A 21,219-nucleotide genomic window follows, 5' to 3' on the forward strand; every position below is an offset into this window, starting at 1 on the left:
ACTGCAGTTCAGCAAGCGTGCGCGGCCTGAACAGCCTTGCCCCCTGCCCTTTCATACACCATATCGATATAAAGCGCGGCGCTCCATCCGTAATCCATAAACGCCTGATGGTACGGACTCAAATCGGCATCGCAGGCGTTCTTGCGCAACAGTTCCGGAGGATCGCACTCACAGCGGTCGTCGTAGAACTCGAAAAATGTACCGTACTTGAAATAGAACTTCTCCAGCTCCGCCATCGTGGAGCCGATCAGCGTTTCCGCTTCCTCCCGGAAGCCGTACCGCTCCAGCCCTCGTGCGATCAGGTAGTTGATATTGATCCAGACCGGGCCGCGCCACATATCCTTGCTGTAGAACTCCGGCTGGCTGCGGCTGATCGACGGCACCGCAAACGGCGTCGCGAACCGTTCCGGATCCTTCAGCGTCGCCACCAGCCGCTTCGCCATCGCCGGCGTCGGCGCCCCCGAAAGCAGCGGCAGGAATCCCGCCGAACTCTGGATCTTCGACCGGGTATGGTTCACCACGTCGTAATCGACGTACAGGCCGTTTTCCGCATCCCACAGCCGCTCGTTCATCAGCATATTCAGCCGCTGCCGGCTCCCTTCCCAGAAAGCTGCCTCCGCCGGAAACCCGAGGCGTTCCGCGAACTCCGCCATGATTTCGCAATCCTGCGCCAGATAGGCGTTGAAGTCGCAGGCGTCCAGCTCCACCGTGGCGTCGAACCGCGAGGAGTTGTCCATCCCGCTCTCGCCGCAGCGGCAGTGAGCGTAACCCTCGATCTTCCACTCGACCAGCCCGCCGCCGTCGGTGTCGCGGTGGGCGAAGATCCACTTGAGGTAGGCGGCGTTTTTCCGGTAATGGCTCCGCAGCCATTCGTCATCCCGTTCCAGCTCGTCCAGCAGCTTCATGCCGAAAGCGAGGATCGGCGGCTGGGTGACCTCGCTCGCCTCCAGCGGTGAAGTGAAATGCGGGATGAAACCATCCTCATGCTGGGCGTCGAACACCGCTTCGAGGCTTTCGCGCGCCGCCCGCCGGTCCAGCCACCGCAGCCCGGCGGCGTGGAACACCGAATCCCACAGCCACATGTGACGGTGAGGCCAGCGGTCCGGCGTGGTCCAGCGGTGCCTGATCCGCCCCTCGGCGGAGTTGAGCTGGGTTTTCAACTGGGAACAGGCTTTCAGCAGCGCCAGACGGCTCCGCTCCGGCAGGTTCATGGGCAGCTTCAGCGCGGCGAGCCACCGTTCCCGCGCCGCGAAAACCGCATCGAAATCCGCGTCCAGGAGTTCGGTGCGGAAGAACTCCCGCACGCCGAGCAGCGTCCGGCCGCCCTTGCGCGCCACACGCACCACGCCGTTCAACCCGAGCACCCGGCACGGCCCGTCGATCAGCAGATGGTGCGCATCCGCCAGCGCGCCGCGGGTGATCCCCGAACGGGTTTCCAGCACGAACCGGTCGCCCGCCGTCATGCAGTGCAGAGGCGGCTCGGTGTCGACCACCACCGCGCCCCCCTCCCTCGGCAGCTTCACTTCGAAGGCAGTGCAGCCCGCCACAGTGCGCAGCACCAGTCCGTTCCCGTAATCCGTCGTGCCGTCAAATGCGGAAAAGGCCAGCAACTGCCCGCCGCCCCACACATTCAAAATCGAAAAATTATCCATCGGGCCACCTTGTTGCGATTGAGTTTCCGATATATATTATGGAAGCAAAAAACTTTCAAAACAAGGGATTTTTCACAAAATATATCAGATATCCTGTCAATGATATACAGGATCATGAAAGCGAGGCCGGAATGACGCAGGAAAACCGCCGCAAATGCAGCCGGATGATCAAGGACAGCGAATACAGCCGTCTTGGCGGCATCAATGTCGGGAAATACCCGCTGCACCACTTTCTGTTCGACCACTCCACGCCGCTGCTGGAAAACTGGCCGATCCGGATCGACTTCGCGGGCGACGACGAGTGGCGGCGCGGCTGCTACCGTTTCCGCGAACGCTCCGACACCTTCGCGATCGAATATATGAAACAGGGCACGCTGCGCTTCACCCAGAACCGGCAGAGCTACACGGTGCAGCCCGGCGAACTCTTCCTGGTCCGGCTCGGCGACGATTCGGAGATCGAATGCTGCGACTGCGACTACGCCTTCAAGCGCACCTTCGCGATCGCCGGCCCGCTGCTCGGCCCATTGCTCACCTCGCTCGGGCTCGACCGGGCCGACGTGATGACGCCCTCCGATCCCGCCGCCCTCGACGCGCTGTTCGACCGCGCCCGTGAAATCCTCGACGGCAGCGCCGAAGACCGGCAGCGCCGCAGCGCGCTGCTCTCCTTTGAAATCCTGCTGATGCTGGCCGAGGATTACAAGCAGCACGACCACCCGGAAATCCTCCAGAAAATCCTGCGCTACCTTGACGCGCATCTCGACCGCCCCCACACCATCGAACGGATCGCGGCGGAATTCCGGCTCAGCCCGGCCACACTGCACCGCCTTTTCCGCAAGCACCTCGGCGAAACCCCGATCAACTTCCTGATCCACCGCCGCATGGAAACCGCGATGCGGCTGCTCCGCCTGACCGAGCAGCCGATCAAAAGCATCGCCTATCAGGTCGGCTATCCGAACGCCCTCTATTTCTCGACCGAGTTCCACAGACACACCGGCGAATCCCCCACCGCCTTCCGCCGCCGGCGCCAATATTACGACTGATTCATTCGGCGGAGGTACGGCCTCTTTCGCTGCGCAGATATTCGCTCGGCGGCACCCCGGTTACATTCCGGAAACAGCGGCTGAACACCGAAAGCGAAGAAAAACCGCACTGCCCCGCCACCTCCGACAACAGCCACCGGCCCGACTTCAGCAGCCGGTACGCCTGCTGCAGGCGCAGCTGCCGGATATACTCCGCCGGATGGCAGCCGACCATCTTTTCAAATACGCTGTACAGATACGACTTGGAAACCCCGTGCTTCCGGGCGATCTCCTCCACCGACAGCTCCGGTTCGGCCAGATGCAGACAGATGTAGCCGTTGACCTCCTCGAAAAGCCGCACCCGGCGGTCGGAAGCCGGAGCGTGGGTTCCGGCGTCGATCCGGCACGGTTCGGCGTCCAGCTCCGCCAGCAGGCAGTTCAAATAGCGGCGCACGCGCGGGTCGCCGCCGCCGTATTCCAGATAGAGTTCCACCATCCGGGCGAGCAGCCCGTAGGTGACAGGCGTCATTTTCACGCTGCAATGGTAAAGCGTTTCCGGGTAGAACATCCGTTCCAGCTCGAAAGTCACCACCATCCAGAAAAAATCGCTCTGGTCCACCACATAGTGGTGATACTGAAACGGATAGACCAGCGACGCATAATCCGGCGCAACCGGGAACGTCAGGTCATTCACGCAGACCAGCCCTTCCCGCTCCAGCGCCGCCGTCAGCACGAAGCGTCTGTGAAACAGTTTGAGCCGGTCGCTGCCGCCGGGATTGATCTTCACCTCGGCGCAACGGCGCTGGATCAGGATGCCGCCCGGCTCTCCCGGCAGGCCGTCCGGAGGCGGGAACTGCACCGGCGGGCAGGACTCCAGCAGCTGCGCCAGTTCCCGGATTCTGTTTTTCTGTGAATTTTCCATACCGTATAACAGAATCCGGTTATGACGAAAAGCAATTGATTTTACGATAAAATTTTAAAAAATTCCATATTTTTCCATTATCCTGCATTTATGAATACGAATTGCAAAATCGGAAGGATTTTTTGTCTAACTTCCGCTCTTGCTTTTCCCCGCCGCCTGATTCATAATATAAGCGGAAACCCAAAGGAGCGAATATGATGAATTCCCTGAAAAAGTACGGAGTCTGGCCGGTGATGCCGACTCCCTTCACCGCTTCGGGACAGCTCGACCGGCGCGGCTGCGAAGCATTGATCGACTGGTATCTCGCCAACCGGGTTGACGGGATCTTCACGGTCTGCCTCAGCAGCGAGATGTTCGACCTGACCGCCGGGGAACGGCTCGAACTCGCCCGGCTGACCGTGAAACGGACCGGCGGAGCCGTGCCGGTGGTCGCCTGCGGCGGCTTCGGCGACACTGAAGCGGAACGGCTCCGGTCGATCCGGGAGACGGCCGACGCCGGAGTGGACGCCGTGGTGCTGCCGCTGTCGGTGCTCTTCCCGCCGGAATGTACGCTACAGCAGGTCGCGGACGGGCTTTATGCCATAGCGGAAAAAACGCCCGACATTCTTTTCGGCCTGTATGAGTGTCCGGTGCCGTACAAACGGCTGCTCTCCGCCGGGCAGCTCGGCCGCCTGGCCCGCGACTGCCCGCGCTTCCGGTTCCTGAAAGACACCTGCTGCGACCGGGAACAGCTCCGCGCCAAGAGCGCCGCCGTCGCCGGAACCGGACTGAAAATCTACAACGCGAACCTGACCACTCTGGCCGATTCGCTGCGGGACGGCTGCGCCGGATTCAGCGGCATCGCCGCAAACTTCTTTCCCGACGCGCTGGCCGAGTTCATGCAGCTCCTCGAAACCGATCCGGCGCGGGCGGACCGCATGCAGATCGTCTTCAACACGCTCGGACGCAACGTGGAGTTCCACTATCCGCGCGGAGCGAAGGAGTACCTGAAACAGCAGGGGCTTCCGCTCACCGATTTCTGCCGCACGCCGCGCCCCGGCTTCACCGCCGAGGAGCTTGAACAGATCCGCGACTTCGGCCGCTTCGTCGAACTCTGGAAGCAATCCGGTTACAATCTATTCACACAGGGAGGACAGAAATGAAACGAATTTTCACCCTTATTGAGCTGCTCGTCGTAATAGCGATCATAGCAATTCTGGCCGGAATCCTGTTGCCTGCCCTGAATCAGGCGCGGGATAAAGCCCGTGCGGTGACATGCAAGAACAACCTGAAGCAGTGCTCAATGAGCGCCACCATGTACCGGAACGACAACCGTGAAATCCTTCCCGCCGTATACTATGCCAAGAAAATCGCCAGCGGGAAACGGCTGTGGGGACACTCCCTGTGCGGCCGATATGAAGATGCGGTCATAGGGACCCAGTATCTGGACTGGAAACTGCTCACCTGTCCGGTGACGGACCTGACGGCGACCGGCTCCGGCCTGACCGGATACGGCTACTTCGTATACTGGGAGGGCGACAGTGCGAACCTGCAAAAGCGCATCGAACTGTGCGGTCCGGGAAACAGCGGAGGCTCATACGGTTCCAAAACCAAATACTCCTATGTCCTGTTCAGCAAACTGAAACGGCCGAGCGCCACGATCGAACTGATCGACTCCGGATACGATTTCACCGTTTCCAACGGCGCCCGGGTGAGCTCTTCCTACATCGGCCCGGCAACCAGCGGAGCGGATGGAGCCGCAAAACTGTGGCATGCCGGCCGTGCGAACGCCGCCCATTACGACGGCCATGTATCGGATTACACCAGAGACGGCCTCGCCCAGATGCCGAACGGCGTCGAAAAATGTATCACCGCCTCAGGCGCGCCGCAAACTTTAAGCCCCTCCTTCCAATAAGCAACCGGGAGAACCAGAAGATGTATCGATTTTCCATATTCGCCGCCGCAATGCTGACCACCTGCGCCGCCGCTCCGGTTGAGATGAAAATTCCTCAGAACATCGATGCCGCCGCTCCGAACATCGGGCTGCCCGCCCAACCGGGCACCCGCCATTACAAAATCGCGGCGCCGGAAGTCTCTCCCACAATCGGCTGGGCGAACCACGACCCGAAAATGCTCCGTGTCGGCGACCGGATCGTAGTCGAATGGACCAACCATCCCGGCGATGAGAACGGACCGGGCCAGACCATCGTCGGCACGGTCGTGCAATTCAATCCGGAAACGGGCGAACCGCTGAATACGGATTCCCTGCAATACACAAGCCTTGCCCCCGCGCCGCTGCCGGTGCGCCGCCGCTCCTGGAAGTTCGACCCGGAAAAAATAGATGAATATTTCAGCCACGGCGGCCTGGAGCTTCACAACGGCAGACTCTACACCATCGGCCGCCTTCTGGCAATTCACGGCGTCACGGATGACCTCAGCATCAGCTTGAATTGCCACCACGGCCTTCCGCCTTCGGCTTCCGCGGAGCACTGGCGCGACGAATTTGACCGGGAAGCCGGTTTCGTGCATGAGATTGTCTGGACTTTCCTGAACTACCGGCAGCGCTGGAAAATCGAGGGGAACCGTCTTGTCCCCGATACTCCCGGATATATCGACAAACGCCTGCCGGAGCAGCAGGAAGTGACAAAAGGCCGCCTGAAAAAGCTCGTATCGCTGCCGGAATGGAACCGCCTGCCGCTGCTGAACAACGCCCCTGCCGATTTTCAGGCCGACCTGAAATCTCCGGCGGAAACCCGTCCGGCTCTTGTCACGCGTACCCTTCCCCCGCGCTGTCCGGACGGAGCGCTGCACATCGCGGCCGACGGCCATAACGGACTTGCGCATTATGCCGAATACCGGCGTCCCGACGGTTCCACGGTGGTGATCCGCGACAATCTGAAAAATCCCGGTTTCTACTACGCGGCGGCCAAAAAGAAACCCGGCGACTGTTATCCGCCCGCCGAACCGACCGACATTCCCGGGGAAGCAATGCCTTCCGCCGGCAATCTGCCGGACGGCCGCGCCTATCTGATTGCGAACTATGATTACCGCCGCAACATGTATCTCCTCCTGTCGTCGGACGGGCGGACATTCGATACCGCCCGGTTCGTCCGCGGTGTCCGGATGCGCGCCCGAAAAGGGATCGGCAAACTGAACAGGCCCTCCGGCCCGGCTTATTTCCGCAGCATGATCGTCGGGCGCAAACTCTGGATCGTCTACAGCATCGCCAAACAGGAGATCGGCCTGACCACCATCGACCTCGAATCGCTTTGACCGAAAAAATAAAGAACAGTCACTTTCCATGGCGAACCTCATCAATCTTTCAGTCGTGGCGCTTTTCCTGCTCGGCATGGCCGGGATGGGCGTCTATTTCCTGAAACGCAACAACAGCAGCGAGGAGTATTTTCTCGGCGGACGCAAAATTCCGGGCTGGGCGCTCGGCCTCTCGATGGTCGGGACCTCGATCAGCTCGATCACCTTTCTCGCCCTCCCGGCGGCGGCATTCGTGCTGGACTACCGGCAGCTGACGCCGAATCTCTTCATGCCGGTCGCGGCGCTGATCGCCTGCTGGATTTTCATCCCGTTCTTCCGGCGCGGCCTCAAAACGACCGCCTATGAATATCTGGAATCCCGCTACGGCACCGGCATCCGGATCTACGCCGCGCTCTATTCGCTGCTCGGCCAGCTGCTGCGCCTCGCAATCATCCTCTATCTGGTGGTGCTGCCGCTGTCGGAGATGCTCGACATCAGCGAAAGCACCGCGATCCTCGCCTTCGGCGTGATCACCTGTTTCTACACTGTTTTCGGCGGCATCGAGGCGGTCGTCTGGACTGATGTGGTACAGACGGTCATCCTGCTCGGCGGAGGGCTGCTCTGCGTGGCCGCCGTCGCCTTTCAGCTGCCCGGCGGCCTGCCGCAGATTCTGGAAATCGGCATGGAATACGACAAATTCAGCCTCGGTCCACTGGACTTCAGCTTCAGTGAGCGCACCTTCTGGGTGATGAGCCTGATCGGATTCATCGGCTTCATCTCGGAATTTTCGAGCAACCAGAACGTCGTGCAGCGCTATATCGCCGCTCCGACGCTGCGTGAAGCGCGCAAGGCGACGCTGATCTGCATCGTGATGAGCCTGCCGACCTGGATTTTCTTCTTCTTCATCGGCAGCTGCCTGTTCGCGTACTACAAAGTGTTCCCGTCGGCGGAGGTCGCCGCGATGAAACCGGACGACGTGCTGCCCCACTTCATCCTGACCGAAATCTGGCCCGGCGTCGGCGGCGTGATCATCGCGGCCTGCCTCGCGGCGGCGATGAGTTCGCTGTCAAGTTCGATCAACGCGGTTTCAACTATCTGGACAATCGATTTCCTGCGGCTGATGCGCCGCAAAGGCAACGATCGCTTTGAACTCGTGAATGCGAAGCTCGCCTCCGGCGCCGCCGGAATCATCATGATCGCCGGAGCCTGGGGAATTTCGCTGATCCCGCGCGAAAGCGTCTACGACCTCAGCGCCATTCTCGGCGCGTTGCTCTGCTCGGCGGGGCTGACGCCCTTCATGCTCGGCTTCTTCACGACCCGCATCGGCAACCGCGCGATCCTGTCCGGGATGTATGCGGCGCTGGTTTTCAGCGTCTACAACATCCTGAACTACTTCAAGCTGCTGCCGGAACCGCTGCAATGGAACATCCATATCTACATGGCCGGGCCGGTCTGCAACGGCGTGATGCTGGCTGTGGCGCTGGCCTACTCGCTGTTCCGCCCCGAGCCGGTCACGGAACAACTCAGAGGACTGACCGTCTGGACTCTTGACTCCCCGGGAAAAGCCGATTGAACTCCTTCCCCCCGGTGATTTTTCACGGCCGGGGATTGAATTTATCGGAAACCGCAATGTCATTAAGAGCTTATCCCTGAATAAAGAATCGGCATGATGCCGCGCCGAAATGTCAGTCGCGAAGCCTGATAAAATTGACGATACTGGAGGTATCGGCGATTTCAGCGGGCAGACGAATGGCGTTTCGCCGCAAATCAGGACGATTTGGCTTATTCAGGGATAAGCTCCAAGAATGAACAGGACAAAACCAACGCCGTATGCAAACTTCCGAATCGGGATTCCGCCAAAGGTAAAGTCCCGGATACCGGAAGTTTTTGCAATAAAATCCGTATTTTTTTCAATTGCCTCTTGACTTTTTGCATCATCTGCGCCATAATATTTATAGCATAAGCGCTATAAAAATAGTTTTAAAGAACGCAGTATGGCAAAATACCTTGAAATTGCAGAGATCCTGAAAAACCGGATCGAACACGGCGACTATCTGAACAGCCCGATGCCCGGCGAGCGTAAGATCGCCGATGAGATCGGAGTCAGCTACATGACCGCGCGCAAAGCGATCCGCCACCTGATCGACGCCGGAGTGATCGGCAAGGCCGAGGACGGCAAGGCGCAACTGCCGAAATCGGAAGCCCTCTACGCGAACTGCGCGTTTCTTGCTCCCGCCTTTGCGTCGTTACAGACGATCCGGTGGCAGATGGCATTGGACCAGACCCTGAACCGGAGCGGACGGCTGCTGCGTTCCGCCTATTTCGTACACTGGGACGACCTTGCCATCGCCGAGACGCTGGCGAATTTCGACCTTGTTTTCCTGCTGCCCAAACTCGAAACGCCCCCGGAACGGCTGCTGCGTAAGCTCGCCGACTCCGGCAAACCGGTGATCGTGCTGGAATCGGACTGGTCGGAGCGCGGCTTCCTGTCGATCCTCTCCTCTCCGGTCGAAGCGATCGACCAGCTGCTGGAGCTGCTCGCCGAGGGCGGCGTCCCAGTGGACTGCTTCAATTCGCAGCCGCTGGACGACATCATCGAAGCGCGCCTTGCCCAGTGGAAAAAGTTTCCGCACCGGGGTCGCTGCTTCAATTATCCGATCAATTTCTACGGCGAAACGCTTCCGCACACCTGCCGGGTCGCTTCCGGGCTGCTGCGCGAAGGAAGCTGGGAGCCGCGTGCGGTTTTCTGCACCACCCTTTCCGCCGCGATCGGCCTGAACCGGGTTTTCACCGAATTCGGGCTGCAGGTCGGGCGCGACGTGAAGCTCGCCGCCGTAAACGGCGAGGACTGGGCGCCGTACCTGACGCCGAGCATCACCGCGCTGGCCAACGCCGACCTCAACGCACTGGTTGCGCGCGCACTCGAACTGTTGCGGACCGGCTGCGCGCCGGTCTGCCTGAAGCCCGCCCGTCTCGAAGTACTTCCCGGCGAAAGCACCGCCGGATTCCATCAACTCTCTTGAAAAACGGAGAATCGGACATGCCACGCACACACACACACCGAATCGAACTGCCCGCAACACCCGCCAACCACCGCAGGCCAACATGCAGAAATTTCACATTAATCGAGCTGCTTGTGGTGATCGCCATCATCGCGATCCTCGCTGCGATGCTGCTGCCCGCGCTGAACAAGGCGCGGGACCGGGCGCAGGCGATCAAATGCTCCGGCAACCTCAAACAGCACGGCACGGTGTTCGCACTTTACACTGCCGACTCCGACAACTGGGTCCCGAAAACCGCGGGAACCGGCGGCAACTCCTTCTACTGGAACAAAGTGACCATCACCTATTTTTCCAAGCGGCAGGATGTGGTCAAACGAGGCGCTTCGGAACTCTACTGGTGCCCCCGGGACACCGTTTCGGAGGTACTCCCCACCAAAACCCGGATCGAACTTTTCGACAACGGCAACATCAGTTACGGAATCAACCGCAAGCTGGTCGATCCCGGTCAGAATGCGGGGCGGATCAAGGACCCCTCGCGTGTCCTGTACCTGACCGATTCCGCCATCAATGTAACCAAATCCACCGTCCGCGGCCATTACTGGGCGCATCCCGAACCGAACAGCGCCCAGCCGCAGGCCTATCCCCGGCACAGCGGCGCGGCCAACGCGGTTTTCGTCGACTGCCATGTGGAATCGGTGCGTTCGTCGAACGGAATTTACTCCGGGCTGTACGACGCCGGCGCCTTCTACCGTTCCGGGCGGCAGTTCAACCGCTGGGAAGTTGAAAACCGTACTCAGGACATCTGACAACCATAGGAAAAATCCATGAACCGATCATTCACCGCCGCCCTTCTTCTTCCGGCCCTCTGCGCCGGATGGTTCGCCCTGCACGCCGAATCGCTGCCTCCGGCCGGATTCGACCAGCCTCAGAACTGGCTTTTCCGCCCCGGCGCGGAATATCCCGGAGCGACCGGTTCCGCCGCCGTGGAAAACGGCAAGCCGGTCCTGCATTACGACTTCAGCAAGGGAGGCCGTTACGTCGGCATGCAGTTGCGCACGCCGCTTTTCGACGACGCCGCCGAAGTGGCCGTCACCCTCGTTTCGCCCGCTCCGGCCAAGGTGACGATGCGGCTCACCGACGCCAACGGGCGGGTTTTCCAATCCGCTCCGTTGAAACTGGAAGCCGCCAAACCGCGGCGCACCGTGCTTTCCGCCGCCTCCAGATGGGCAACCAGTTGGGGCGGGGACGCCAAAAACAAAAAGTTCACCCCGCCGATGCGCAGCCTGACCGTGCAGGCCCATGCCGACGATAAAATGCCCGCCGCCGGAACGGTCACGGTCGAATCGCTCCTGTGCGAAGTCCCCCAATTCGATCCCTCCACACTGGGGGCGGGAAAACCCTTCTCCTTCTCCGCCGCCGGCTGGAACTTCTCCGGCGATTTCCGTCCCGACCGGCTCGGCCAGCACCTGACGGTCACCGCCATGCCCGGCCGGGAAGCGCAAGCCGGGGAGTACACCGTCACGCTGCCCCAGCTCAACCGCGACTGGAGCCGGCATTTCCAGCTCAACCCGGCGGACGGCGAACAAAAGCTGCAAATCCTGATCCCGCGCCGCCTGATCTCCAATCCGTACAACCGCTATCAGCTCAGCCAGATGTTCCGCAGCGAACAGCCCGGAAGTTCCGCCTCGGTCATCACGCCGCTGGCCGGACGGAACAGCGCCGGAATGGAATTCGACAAAACCCTGCACGCCCGCGAAATCCCCTTTTCGCGCATCGGGACGCAGGTGCATTTCGCGTACCGTACCGGCGGCGGCTTCGCGGCCTACGCCCCCTACCGGATGCTGACCGACGAAATCGCGGCGGCCGGATTCAAGTGGATTCGCGACACCGCGCTGGTGGAGCAGGACGAACAGGGCAATTACCGCGTCCGCCCCTCCGATATGGAGTGGATCCGCTACGCCCATGAGCAGGGGCTGAATGTGATCGTGATCTTCCGCCTCTACGCCAACGACACGGTCGACAACTATCTGAAAAAAGTCGATGCGATGGTCCGCGACACCAGAGAGTACGTCAAAGTCTACGAACTCGGCAACGAACCCTTCGGACAGGGACGCTGGCGCGAAACCTACGGCGGCCCGTGGAACGGCAAGGAAAAGGACAACTCCACCTCGCCGTGGGTCAAGGAGCACCTCAAATACACCAACGCGATCGCCGACCGCTTCAAGCAGGTCTATCCCGGCTGCACCGTGATCGGCCTCGGAGCCAACACGCCGACCAATTACCGCTACCTCGACATCGGCGTGACCGCCAGCCTGGACGGCGTGACCGACCATCCCTACAGCTACTGCCTGCCGCCGGAAAAGGTTCCCTACGGCCACCGGTTCGCCAAGCGCGACGGCGTCCGGGTCGGCGACGAGCGCGACTCCTTCCGCGGCCTGATCGAGGATTACCACCGCAAGTTCAAAGAGACCGGCAAGGCCCGTTCGCTGTGGCTGACCGAATTCGGCTACACCACCTACTGGACCAGCGGCTCCAATGAGAAGAACCGCTACGGCACCTACACCGAAGAGGCGCAGGCGGTCTACATCGTGCGCCGCCTGCTCGAAACCCTGTCGCTGCCGGTCGAACAGGTTTCGCAATACTGCTTCGTGGACAAGCTGAACTCCCGCGCCGACGCGGCGGAGGGCAACTTCGGGCTGCTGCGCACCGATTACAGCAAGAAACCGGCGTTTTACGCGATGCGGCGGCTCAACACCCGGCTCAGCGGCTTTGAATTCGACGCGGATTTCCGTCCTGAAATCACCGCCGCCCCGCGCCAGAAGGGCAACCAGCGCGGCGTGCTGATCGGCAACTGGGACGAGGTGTCGATCAACGCCGACAACGACTGCATGGTGGTTCCTTTCCGCAACAAGGCGGGCGAACGGCGCGTCGCGGTCTGGTCGATGCAGCCGTACAGCCGGGAATTCAACAACCGGGTGATTTCGCTCCGGCTCCCCGGCATGGGCGGAGCCGCCGGCGCGGTCGCGCAGGACCTGATCACCGGCGTCACCTACGACCTCGACCTCGAAGCCCGCGGCGGCGATCTGTTCATCAACCATCTCAGTTTGCGGGAGAATCCGCTGCTGATCCAATTTGTGAAGTAAGTTATGGATTCCCCTTTTCCGAAAGAGACGATCAGTGCCGACTTCTGTGTGGTCGGCGGCGGCATCGCGGGTATGACGATGGCGCTTGAATGCGCCCGCGCCGGCTTCCGGGTGGTGCTGATGCACGACCGCCCGGTGCCGGGCGGCAACGCCTCCGGCGAATGCCGGGTGCAGATTTCCGGAGCCGACCGGCTCGGCAAGCTGCCCAACCTGCGCGAAACCGGCATCCTCGAAGAACTCCGGCTGGAAAACTGCCGGATCAACCCCAACGGCAGCTATTCCGTCTGGGACATGGTGCTGTGGAGCGCGCTCGAAACCGAACCGAACCTTCAGGTGCTCTACAACTGTTCCTGCCGCGCCGCTGTCATGGCGGGAAACCGCATTAAAACCGTGACCGGCTGGCAGACCACCACCCAGAAGGAGATCACCGTCGCGGCGAAACTTTTCGCCGACTGTTCGGGCGACGCGGTGCTCGCGCCGCTGACCGGAGCTGATTTCCGGGTCGGGCGCGAAGCGCGCGGCGAATTCGGCGAAACCATCGGTCCCGAAACCGCCGACCGCCGCACGATGGGGATGAGCTGCATTTTCCAGACCCGCCGCTGCGACACCCCGCAGCCGTTCGAGAAACCGGCATGGGCGCATACTTATTGCGATGACTCCGAACTGCCGTGCGGCGCGGACGGCCACGCCAACCTCCATGAGGGCTACTGGTGGGTCGAACTCGGCGGCGAATGCGATTCGATCGCCGACACCGAGGCGCTCCGGCCGGAGCTGCTGAAGATCCTGCTCGGCGTCTGGGACCACATCAAGAACCGCGGCGACCACGGCGCGGAACACCTTGCGCTGGAGTGGATTCAGTTCCTGCCTTCCAAGCGCGAGAGCCGCCGCTATGTCGGCGACCACATCCTGACCCAGCGCGACATCGAAGCGGGGGGACGCTTCCCCGACACCGTTGCCTACGGCGGCTGGACCATGGACGACCACAACCCGGCGGGCTTCCGTTCGGCGGCGCTCGGCGAACCGGTGAACATCCACCATCCGGCCCCCTCCCCTTACGGCATTCCGTACCGCTGCCTCTATTCGCGGAACCTCGACAATCTGTTCGTCGGCGGGCGCTGCGTCAGCGTGACCCATGCCGCATTGAGTTCGACCCGGGTGATCGGCACCTGCTCCGCGATGGCGCAGGCCGCCGGAGCCGCCGCCGCAATCGCGCTGCGCCGCGGCATTTCACCGCGCGAGGTCGGCCAACGGCATCTCGCCGAACTTCAGCAGCTCCTGCTGCGCCGCGACTGTTACCTGCCGGGCGTCCGGCTGGAACTGCCCGAACTGGAACACGCCCGTATTTCCGGCACCGGCTCCACGCCGGAGGCGCTGCGCGACGGCGTCACCCGCGTCGAGGGCGGAGCGCTGCACCAGTGGCGCTGCCGTCCCGGCGACCAACTGACCGTGGAATGGGATGCGCCGCAGCACTTCCGGCGGATTTCGCTGATCTTTGAAAGCGGCATGCAGCGCCGGATCGCGCTGGTGCCGGGCAACCCGGATTGCCTGCGACTGCCGCCGGAGCTGGCCAAGGCCTACCGGCTCGAAGCCCGAAGCGAAGGCCGATGGAGGACGCTCGCGGAGGTTTCCGCCAACGCCCGCCGCCGCGCGGTGCATCCGGCGGAAGCCCCCTTCGACGCCCTCCTCCTGACGCTGCAGGAAACCTACGGAGCCGCCGAAACCGGCCTCCACGCGCTCCTCGCGGAGTAGTTTTTTCGCCCCCTAGTTCCGGACCGTATTCCGGCGGCAGAACGCCTGCCGTGCAAACGGCCCGGAACGTTTTTTATCGCCACTCCCGGAAATCCGCTTCCGCCTCCAGTCTGTTTTCCAATTCATCGGGAAGAGTGCCAAAGAAATCATTCCTGGCAGGCTGCTTCAAAATGAGAAGCCGATCATCATCACCGGCGAAGTCAAATCCGAAGCCACCATCCCCTGCCGATAATCACACAAAGTTTATGCTTATTGGCAATCCGGCATCTGACTTGCAGCGCAAAACCGCCTCTCATTCCACCCTTATGGAAAAACGGACGTCAAGATAAACCTCGCCTCCTTTCTGCCCGGTCAAATTCACTTTGTTTTAAAAATCCAAGGTTTTTTCCGCCATTCTCTGTCTGGCCTGTTCCTCCGCCTTACGAGCTTTTTCCAGTACATCATCTGTTATACCGATAAAATATTTCTCCAGTATTTTATCGGTAATGGTAACTGTAATTTTACGATCTTCGCTTAATTGTATTTTCCCGGATCGTAAGGATTTTTCAATGATTTCTTTTTCATCGGCATTCAATTCGGAAACAACAAGTCCGTTTTGCTTATCCAGAAATTCGACCTCCAATTCCTGATGAACGATTTCAATCCCGACACTTTCCGATTCCAATATATCAGTAATGTTTTTCACATTTTTTTTCATCACAATTCTGCTCGTTACAGCTTCTTCACTTAGACTATTTTTTATGCTTTGTGAATATCTAGTACCGGGAAATTCTCTGTCATATTTTTCAATCACATCCTTTGCCGTCACCCTCTCGGCAGGAAGGGTAATTCGGCATGCGACAAGTCCTCCCTTAGGTATCGCAAAATTTTTATCCGAACCCCATATGCCCCCTTCCCATTCCCGTCTGGATAATAGCGTTTCCGTTCCGAAAAAGAATTCCACATCAGGCCAACTGAATCTTCTAAGCTGGATTCCCACATATTTCATCTTCTCGTTCGCAAAACCTACTTCGCCCTTTATTTCTCGAACAAACCACTCCAAAGATATTCCGGAAGAAATATGTTTATAGAATTTAATATGCTGGTTTGTAATATCGGTATATGGAAACTTGAACTTTTTCTGCTCCTCCGCAAGACGTTTTTCCTCTACAAGACGCTTTTGCTTTTCTTCTGCAAGGCGCTTTTGCTTTTCCTCTGCAAGGCGCTTTTGTTCTTCTTCCGCAAGGCGCTTTTGCTTTTCCTCTGCAAGGCGCTTTTGTTCTTCTTCCGCAAGGCGCTTTTGCTTTTCCTCTGCAAGGCGCTTTTGCCTTTCTTCCGCAAGGCGTTCCTTCTCCTTTGCAATCTCACAACTAGTTTTTATTCCTCTCAATTCCTTCTCGTCAAAATCCTGAAAACCATATTTACCGGAATCAGTCAAAATCGAATCCCGAAGTCGGGTTGCTGCTTCTCCGTACCCGGCTGTATCAAGATATCTTATATAACCTATCATGTAACCTGGACAACTACGCTTCAAAAAGGAACTGACTTTCTCAATATCCGGCGAATCGGCAACACCGGCAAAAATAACATCATAAGCTCTTAATAACAGTTCAGCTTTCTCACCTTTTCTTTCCGTCAGAATATTGGAAGCCAGTACACATGCGGCAGGCAAATATCGGGCATATGTGGCCATCGTCAAATACTTCTCAATTTCATTTCCATGTTTTGCTCTGTTCTTTTTCAGCAATATCATCGCAAAATTATACTGCGCCTCGACATTACCGGCATCAGCTTCCTGTTTTATTTCTTCAACAGATACGCATCCGCTTAACAACACAGCAACTCCTAAAGCAAAGATCATTCCCCTTTTTTTCATTGCCATCACCACTTTCCATTACCATTTTGTAAAATGACAGTCCATAAATCACATCGGAAAAATCTTTCCGCCACCGTCCGCCTCCGCGCTACTCCATCAACTCATGGTCGCCGTCGCGGTTGACTACACATACTTCCACGATATTCCAGATCATGATCGGAATCAACGGCAGCAGCAGCCAGCCGGTAAAAATCGTCAGCAGCAACTGGGCTGTTCCGCGTCCATTATAACCGGCATAAAAATTATGGGCGCCCCAGATCCCAAGAAAAATTCCAAGCAGTATATAGGTAGTCCTCTTTTTGCGTACATGAAATACGTTCAGTTGTTCCATCGGATAAGAAGACGCGGAAACCGCTCCATTCATCGTCACGGGAACAGGATTGCCGGCCGCCGTACTGCCCGGTTTTGCTTTTTCCAATTCCTGCTGATATTTGTCTTTCAACTCCTCCGCCAGCCGAAGCGTAACATCAATCGTTTCGCCACAGAACCTGCACTTTTTAGCACGGATACTGATTTTTTCCGCACAAAACGGACACTCTTTCCACTCTCTTGTCGAACTCTCTTCCGGTAATTCAGCCATCATAGCCTCCTGATGCGCCCTCTGATTCATCGCTTTCACAGCCTCGAACGGACAATAGCCCGAAGCTGTAATTTTTTTCAATTAATTCTGCAGTTTTAATGCTTGAGAAATTTCAAGTGCCAATTTTCTGTTGTATTCATCAGTCCGTTCCATAGCAGTGAACAGATCAATGAGCCACCAGATTCCCAGCCCTCCAGTAGTCAATATTTTCAAGATTCCCAATCCGATCTGTCCAAGATAGATACGGTCAAGTCCCCCAGTAAAGAATGCCAGAATAAAAGTCAATCCACGATTTTTCAGACGCTGTCGCAGCTGGTTCTGAAACATCGCTTTTTGCGGTTCGGTCATCCCCTGCTGCAGACTCAACAATTCCATCATACTGATCTTTGCCATAACTATTTTTCCCTATTTTGCAAATTAAGGTTAATCGACTCATGCCAACCCGAAATCAACTTCTTGTAATCCTTCCCTCCATCATCTCAATCCACTGTTTGCGTGCATAAAAAAGCATGCGTTTTCGCTGTTGTTTACCGATTACTTGAAATTCAAGAACCATACACAGCAGAAAACAGCATGCTCAATCCACAGAATATGAGTATACCGCATCCGGCCTGCCCGTTCTTCACTGAAAAGCTGCAAGTTTTTCGATAAAAAAGCGACCGACAAAAAATTTCAGTTTTCAACAGTTCACAATAATTTCAGCAGCAATATCCTCCTTTTTCCGGTTTTACAACTGCAAACGCATGGCTTACGCCTGCAAACGGTTCAGTTTTTCAACGGCCGCCTTGAAACATGAGGCCAATCCGCCGATTTTTGCATTGGGGTGATAAAAACGGAAAGCCAGACACCGGCCATCCAGACGGCAGTAATCCGTCCCGGAACAATTTTCCACCGGCAGCCCGCCCATGACGTCACAAAACAGGTCAAACACCTGATTGCCGCAACAGGCAAAGCAGGTGGGTTTGTCCAGATAAAGCCGGATCTGTTCTTTCAGGAATTCCCTGTCTGCCATGACGGCGGCGTGCAACGCACCGTACCGGGTGATTGCCCCTCCCGTTGTTTTCTTCAGGTTCATCACGGCGACCGGCAGTAAAACTCTTTTCCGTTCCTCTTCCGGCGCAAAATTGATTTCACGGCCGCGAACCGCGGAAACCCATCTTGCCATCGGAGCGAATGTATGCCCACCGTTTTTCGGGCTGCCGGCTTCGATGAAACTGCGCAGGTCAAATCCCGGCGCGCAGTCATCCACTTCCTTCAGCACAAAGACCAATCTGGGAAGTGGAGAAGCATCAAAGGCCGCTTCATTCACGACGCCGTCCGCAATAAACTGTTCTCCATACTTCCGTTTCCATTCCCGGAAAAGATTCTCTTCCCGCCGTTCCATTGCCATTTTCATTCCTTTCCCTGAGTTTCAGTTTTGCAAGCTGCATAAAAAAAGAGCACGCGCTTTCACCATGCTCATCGAAGGTACTTGCAAACCCGGAAGAACCACGGCCAAAAACACGTGCTCATTCCATAAGGTATGAGAACGTCGGATTCGGCTCGCCTGTTCTTCTCCAAAAAAGGTTGCAAGTTTTTCGATAAGAAAGCGACCAATAAAATTTTAATACTCAGTAATTTCCAACAGTACTGCCAATAATCATTCCTTTTTCTGTTTTTATCGCCGGCCTTTATGCGGCCATTTATAAAACATACCATCCATTCAAGGAATATACAAATGAAACTCTGAAATTTTACGGTCCAGGCTCAATTCCGAGTTTACAAGTACCTGATCTGATACCGCTTTGTATCTTCCCATGCCGGAAATGTTCAATATGCAGGCCGTTCCCAGCAGTGACCCTTTGCCGCCTTGTAGAGCGCCTCCATCACGATGTTGCGGTCGGCGGCTTCGCAGGCGGAAACCAGCGGCACATCCTTGCCTTCCAGCGCGTCGAGGAACAGCTCGAACGCATGAGGCAGGGCCTCCGGAAGCGGCTGCCACGGCGCTTTGCCGTCCGCCCCCTCCAGTTTCGGGGAGATCACGAACAGTTCCCCGTTCAGGATGTAGGCGAAGCCATCGGTGCCGCTGACTTCGCAGGTCACCGGGTTGGCCTGATCCACCCAGCCTCCCGCCAGCATCGCCACGGCCCCGTCCGAGAACTTCAGCAGCGCCGTGCCGGTTTCGTCGCACTCCGCCCCGTAGCGGCCCGTCACCGTGCGGATGTCGGCAGTCACCAGTTCGGGACGGCCGAAAAGCCACATCAGAATATCCAGCGAATGTGTGCCGAGGTCGCCGAAAGCACCGCAGCCCGCGATCTTCGGATCCGCCATCCAGCGGTAGTCGGTATCGAACCAGCCGCCCAGCGAACCCTGATGGCAGTTGCTGTGCCGGATCCGGGTGACCGTGCCGAACACGCCGTCGGCGATCATCTGCTTCAGCGCCCGGTGCGCCGGAAAGCCGCGCATGAAGTAGCCCGTCTGGAACAGCACGCCCGCCTCGCGGATCGCTTTGGCCATCTCCCGCGCGTCCGCCGCGGAAAATCCGAGCGGCTTTTCGACAAAGAGATGTTTGCCCGCCTTTGCCGCGGCCGGAACCAGCGCCGCATGGCGGTCGGTTTCCGAACAGACCACCACCGCATCGACTTCCGGGTCGTTCCAGAGTTCTTCCGCTTCGCCGCAGATGCGGCAGCCGATCTCCTTCGCATACCGTTCGGCGCGCGCCCGGTCATGGTCCCAGAGGGAGACGACTTCGACGCCGGAACGTTCCTGCAGACGCTTCACGAAGTTCGGAGCGTGAATATGGGCGACGCCCGCCAGTGCAATTTTCTTCATAGAATTTTCTCCCGATAAAAAACATCCCGGCACGAAGCCGGGACATCTGGTGAATAAGCTGAAAACTTACTTGATCGGCACTTCCTTGCCGCCCTGCTCCGCGGAACGGTAGATGCCGTCGAGAATCTTCTGGACCGCCAGCCCTTCCTCGCCGGAAGCACGCAGCGGAGTCCCCTTCAGGATGCCGTCCACCCAGTTCTGCAGCTTGCGCACGAACAGATAGACCCAATCCTTGTTCCAGTCGGGAGCGACGTAATCGGGGGTGATGTGGACCATCGCCCCGGCCTCGTCGGTGAAAATCTGCAGCGGGTCCCAGCAGCAGCCGCCCTTGTCGCCCATCGCGGTAAAGCGCCACTCGTCCTTGTCGATGTGCGCCGCGAAGCTCGATTCGATCTGCATGATCATGCCGTTGTCGAAACGGATATGGCCGATCGCCAGGTCTTCGACCGTGTAGGTCTTGTAATCCCAGTTCGGCCACGCGCACATCACGTCGCTCTGCTTGTTGCCGAGGTAGGTCCAGCAGTTGCCGGTCGCGGCGACCGGTTTCGGGGAGCCCATGAAATAGTGCGCCATTTCCACCACGTGCACGCCGATGTCGATCATCGGGCCGCCTCCCTGCAGCTCCTTCTGGCCGAACACGCCCCAGTTCGGAATGCCGCGGCGGCGCAGCGCCTGGCATTTCACGAACATCACGTTGCCGAACTGCCCCTTGTCGCGCGCATTGACCAGAAAATCGGTCTTGCTGTTGAAGCGGTGCTGGAAACCGACCGCCAGTTTGACCTTGTGCTTTTTGGCGGCGGCGATCATCTGTTCGCACTCGTCCGGGTTCATCGCCATCGGCTTTTCCACCATGATGTGGCAGCCGGCGGCGGCGGCGGCGAGCGCGGCGGGGCAGTGCACGCCGTTCGGGGTGCAGATGTCGACCGCGTCCGGCTTGACCGCCTTGAAGAGGTCGTCCCACTTCTCGAAGCACTGCTCCGGCTTCACACCGTATTTTTCCTGGTATTCGGTGAGCTTCGCGGGATTGATGTCGCAGAAGCCGACCAGTTCGACCTCCGGAATCTCCTTGTAAGCCGCCATGTGGGTCTGGCTGATTCCGCCGCAGCCGATGATGGCCACGCGCAGTTTCTTCGGAGCGGCCGGAGCCTTCTTTACCGCCGCCTTCTTGACCGGAGCTTTCTTAGCCGCCGCACTTTTCGTTGCCATGATTCGGATTCCTCCTTAGCAATACATGTTGTTTCACCGTTCCCGGCAA

Annotated in this window: 17 protein-coding genes; 9 read left to right on the forward strand and 8 right to left on the reverse strand. The window is 58.4% G+C overall.

Annotated features, from left to right (window positions below; genetic code table 11):
• Window positions 1-8: 8 nt before the first annotated feature.
• On the reverse strand, window positions 9-1,652 hold the full coding sequence (locus C8D82_RS11060; protein ID WP_116884351.1) for an amylo-alpha-1,6-glucosidase: 1,644 nt from the start codon (window positions 1,650-1,652) through the stop codon (window positions 9-11).
• A gap of 131 nt (window positions 1,653-1,783) precedes the next feature.
• Between C8D82_RS11060 and C8D82_RS11065 the strand changes: the two genes are divergently transcribed.
• The gene (locus C8D82_RS11065) at window positions 1,784-2,692 is read left to right on the forward strand and encodes a helix-turn-helix domain-containing protein (RefSeq protein ID WP_165833022.1); all 909 of its coding nucleotides are present in this window, start codon (window positions 1,784-1,786) and stop codon (window positions 2,690-2,692) included.
• 1 nt (window position 2,693) lies between these two features.
• Here C8D82_RS11065 and C8D82_RS11070 read toward each other — a convergent pair whose 3' ends face one another.
• Window positions 2,694-3,593 carry a helix-turn-helix domain-containing protein gene (locus tag C8D82_RS11070; protein WP_116884352.1) on the reverse strand — a complete coding sequence of 300 codons (900 nt, stop codon included), beginning with the start codon at window positions 3,591-3,593 and terminating at the stop codon, window positions 2,694-2,696.
• 194 nt (window positions 3,594-3,787) lie between these two features.
• Here C8D82_RS11070 and C8D82_RS11075 point away from each other — a divergent pair, with 194 nt between their 5' ends.
• The 8 genes from C8D82_RS11075 to C8D82_RS11110 all read left to right on the forward strand — a co-directional run bounded on the left by C8D82_RS11075 (window position 3,788) and on the right by C8D82_RS11110 (window position 14,718).
• A complete protein-coding gene (locus tag C8D82_RS11075) occupies window positions 3,788-4,735 on the forward strand; it encodes a dihydrodipicolinate synthase family protein (protein WP_116884353.1) in 948 nt (315 codons plus the stop codon).
• Window positions 4,732-5,487: a prepilin-type N-terminal cleavage/methylation domain-containing protein gene (locus C8D82_RS11080; protein WP_116884354.1), complete on the forward strand. Its 756-nt coding sequence runs from the start codon at window positions 4,732-4,734 to the stop codon at window positions 5,485-5,487. Before C8D82_RS11075 ends, C8D82_RS11080 begins: the two co-directional genes overlap by 4 nt.
• A gap of 20 nt (window positions 5,488-5,507) precedes the next feature.
• The gene (locus C8D82_RS11085) at window positions 5,508-6,845 is read left to right on the forward strand and encodes a hypothetical protein (protein WP_116884355.1); all 1,338 of its coding nucleotides are present in this window, start codon (window positions 5,508-5,510) and stop codon (window positions 6,843-6,845) included.
• Between the two features lie 28 nt (window positions 6,846-6,873).
• Window positions 6,874-8,397, forward strand: a complete 1,524-nt coding sequence (locus tag C8D82_RS11090; protein WP_116884356.1) for a sodium:solute symporter family transporter — start codon at window positions 6,874-6,876, stop codon at window positions 8,395-8,397.
• Window positions 8,398-8,818: 421 nt separating this feature from the next.
• Window positions 8,819-9,847, forward strand: coding sequence for a GntR family transcriptional regulator (locus C8D82_RS11095; protein WP_116884357.1), 1,029 nt, complete (start codon window positions 8,819-8,821; stop codon window positions 9,845-9,847).
• Window positions 9,848-9,864: 17 nt separating this feature from the next.
• A complete protein-coding gene (locus tag C8D82_RS21205; RefSeq protein ID WP_165833023.1) occupies window positions 9,865-10,632 on the forward strand; it encodes a prepilin-type N-terminal cleavage/methylation domain-containing protein in 768 nt (255 codons plus the stop codon).
• A gap of 18 nt (window positions 10,633-10,650) precedes the next feature.
• Window positions 10,651-12,969, forward strand: coding sequence for a hypothetical protein (locus tag C8D82_RS11105; RefSeq protein WP_116884358.1), 2,319 nt, complete (start codon window positions 10,651-10,653; stop codon window positions 12,967-12,969).
• Between the two features lie 3 nt (window positions 12,970-12,972).
• A complete protein-coding gene (locus C8D82_RS11110; protein WP_116884359.1) occupies window positions 12,973-14,718 on the forward strand; it encodes an FAD-dependent oxidoreductase in 1,746 nt (581 codons plus the stop codon).
• 367 nt (window positions 14,719-15,085) lie between these two features.
• Here the strand turns inward: C8D82_RS11110 and C8D82_RS21875 are convergent, their stop codons facing one another.
• The 6 genes from C8D82_RS21875 to C8D82_RS11140 all read right to left on the reverse strand — a co-directional run bounded on the left by C8D82_RS21875 (window position 15,086) and on the right by C8D82_RS11140 (window position 21,170).
• Window positions 15,086-16,579, reverse strand: a complete 1,494-nt coding sequence (locus tag C8D82_RS21875) for a hypothetical protein (RefSeq protein WP_243402523.1) — start codon at window positions 16,577-16,579, stop codon at window positions 15,086-15,088.
• 82 nt (window positions 16,580-16,661) lie between these two features.
• Window positions 16,662-17,156, reverse strand: coding sequence for an NINE protein (locus C8D82_RS11120; protein ID WP_207776119.1), 495 nt, complete (start codon window positions 17,154-17,156; stop codon window positions 16,662-16,664).
• A 78-nt stretch (window positions 17,157-17,234) separates the two neighbouring features.
• Window positions 17,235-17,546, reverse strand: a complete 312-nt coding sequence (locus C8D82_RS11125; RefSeq protein WP_116884360.1) for a TM2 domain-containing protein — start codon at window positions 17,544-17,546, stop codon at window positions 17,235-17,237.
• A gap of 355 nt (window positions 17,547-17,901) precedes the next feature.
• Window positions 17,902-18,543 (reverse strand): hypothetical protein, encoded by a 642-nt coding sequence (locus C8D82_RS11130; RefSeq protein ID WP_133245159.1) that lies wholly within the window; start codon window positions 18,541-18,543, stop codon window positions 17,902-17,904.
• A gap of 419 nt (window positions 18,544-18,962) precedes the next feature.
• Window positions 18,963-19,964, reverse strand: a complete 1,002-nt coding sequence (locus C8D82_RS11135; RefSeq protein WP_116884362.1) for a Gfo/Idh/MocA family protein — start codon at window positions 19,962-19,964, stop codon at window positions 18,963-18,965.
• 66 nt (window positions 19,965-20,030) lie between these two features.
• Window positions 20,031-21,170 (reverse strand): Gfo/Idh/MocA family protein, encoded by a 1,140-nt coding sequence (locus tag C8D82_RS11140; RefSeq protein WP_116884363.1) that lies wholly within the window; start codon window positions 21,168-21,170, stop codon window positions 20,031-20,033.
• Between the last annotated feature and the right edge of the window lie 49 nt (window positions 21,171-21,219).

This window comes from Victivallis vadensis, from assembly GCF_003096415.1.
Classification (GTDB): Bacteria; Verrucomicrobiota; Lentisphaeria; order Victivallales; family Victivallaceae; genus Victivallis; species Victivallis vadensis.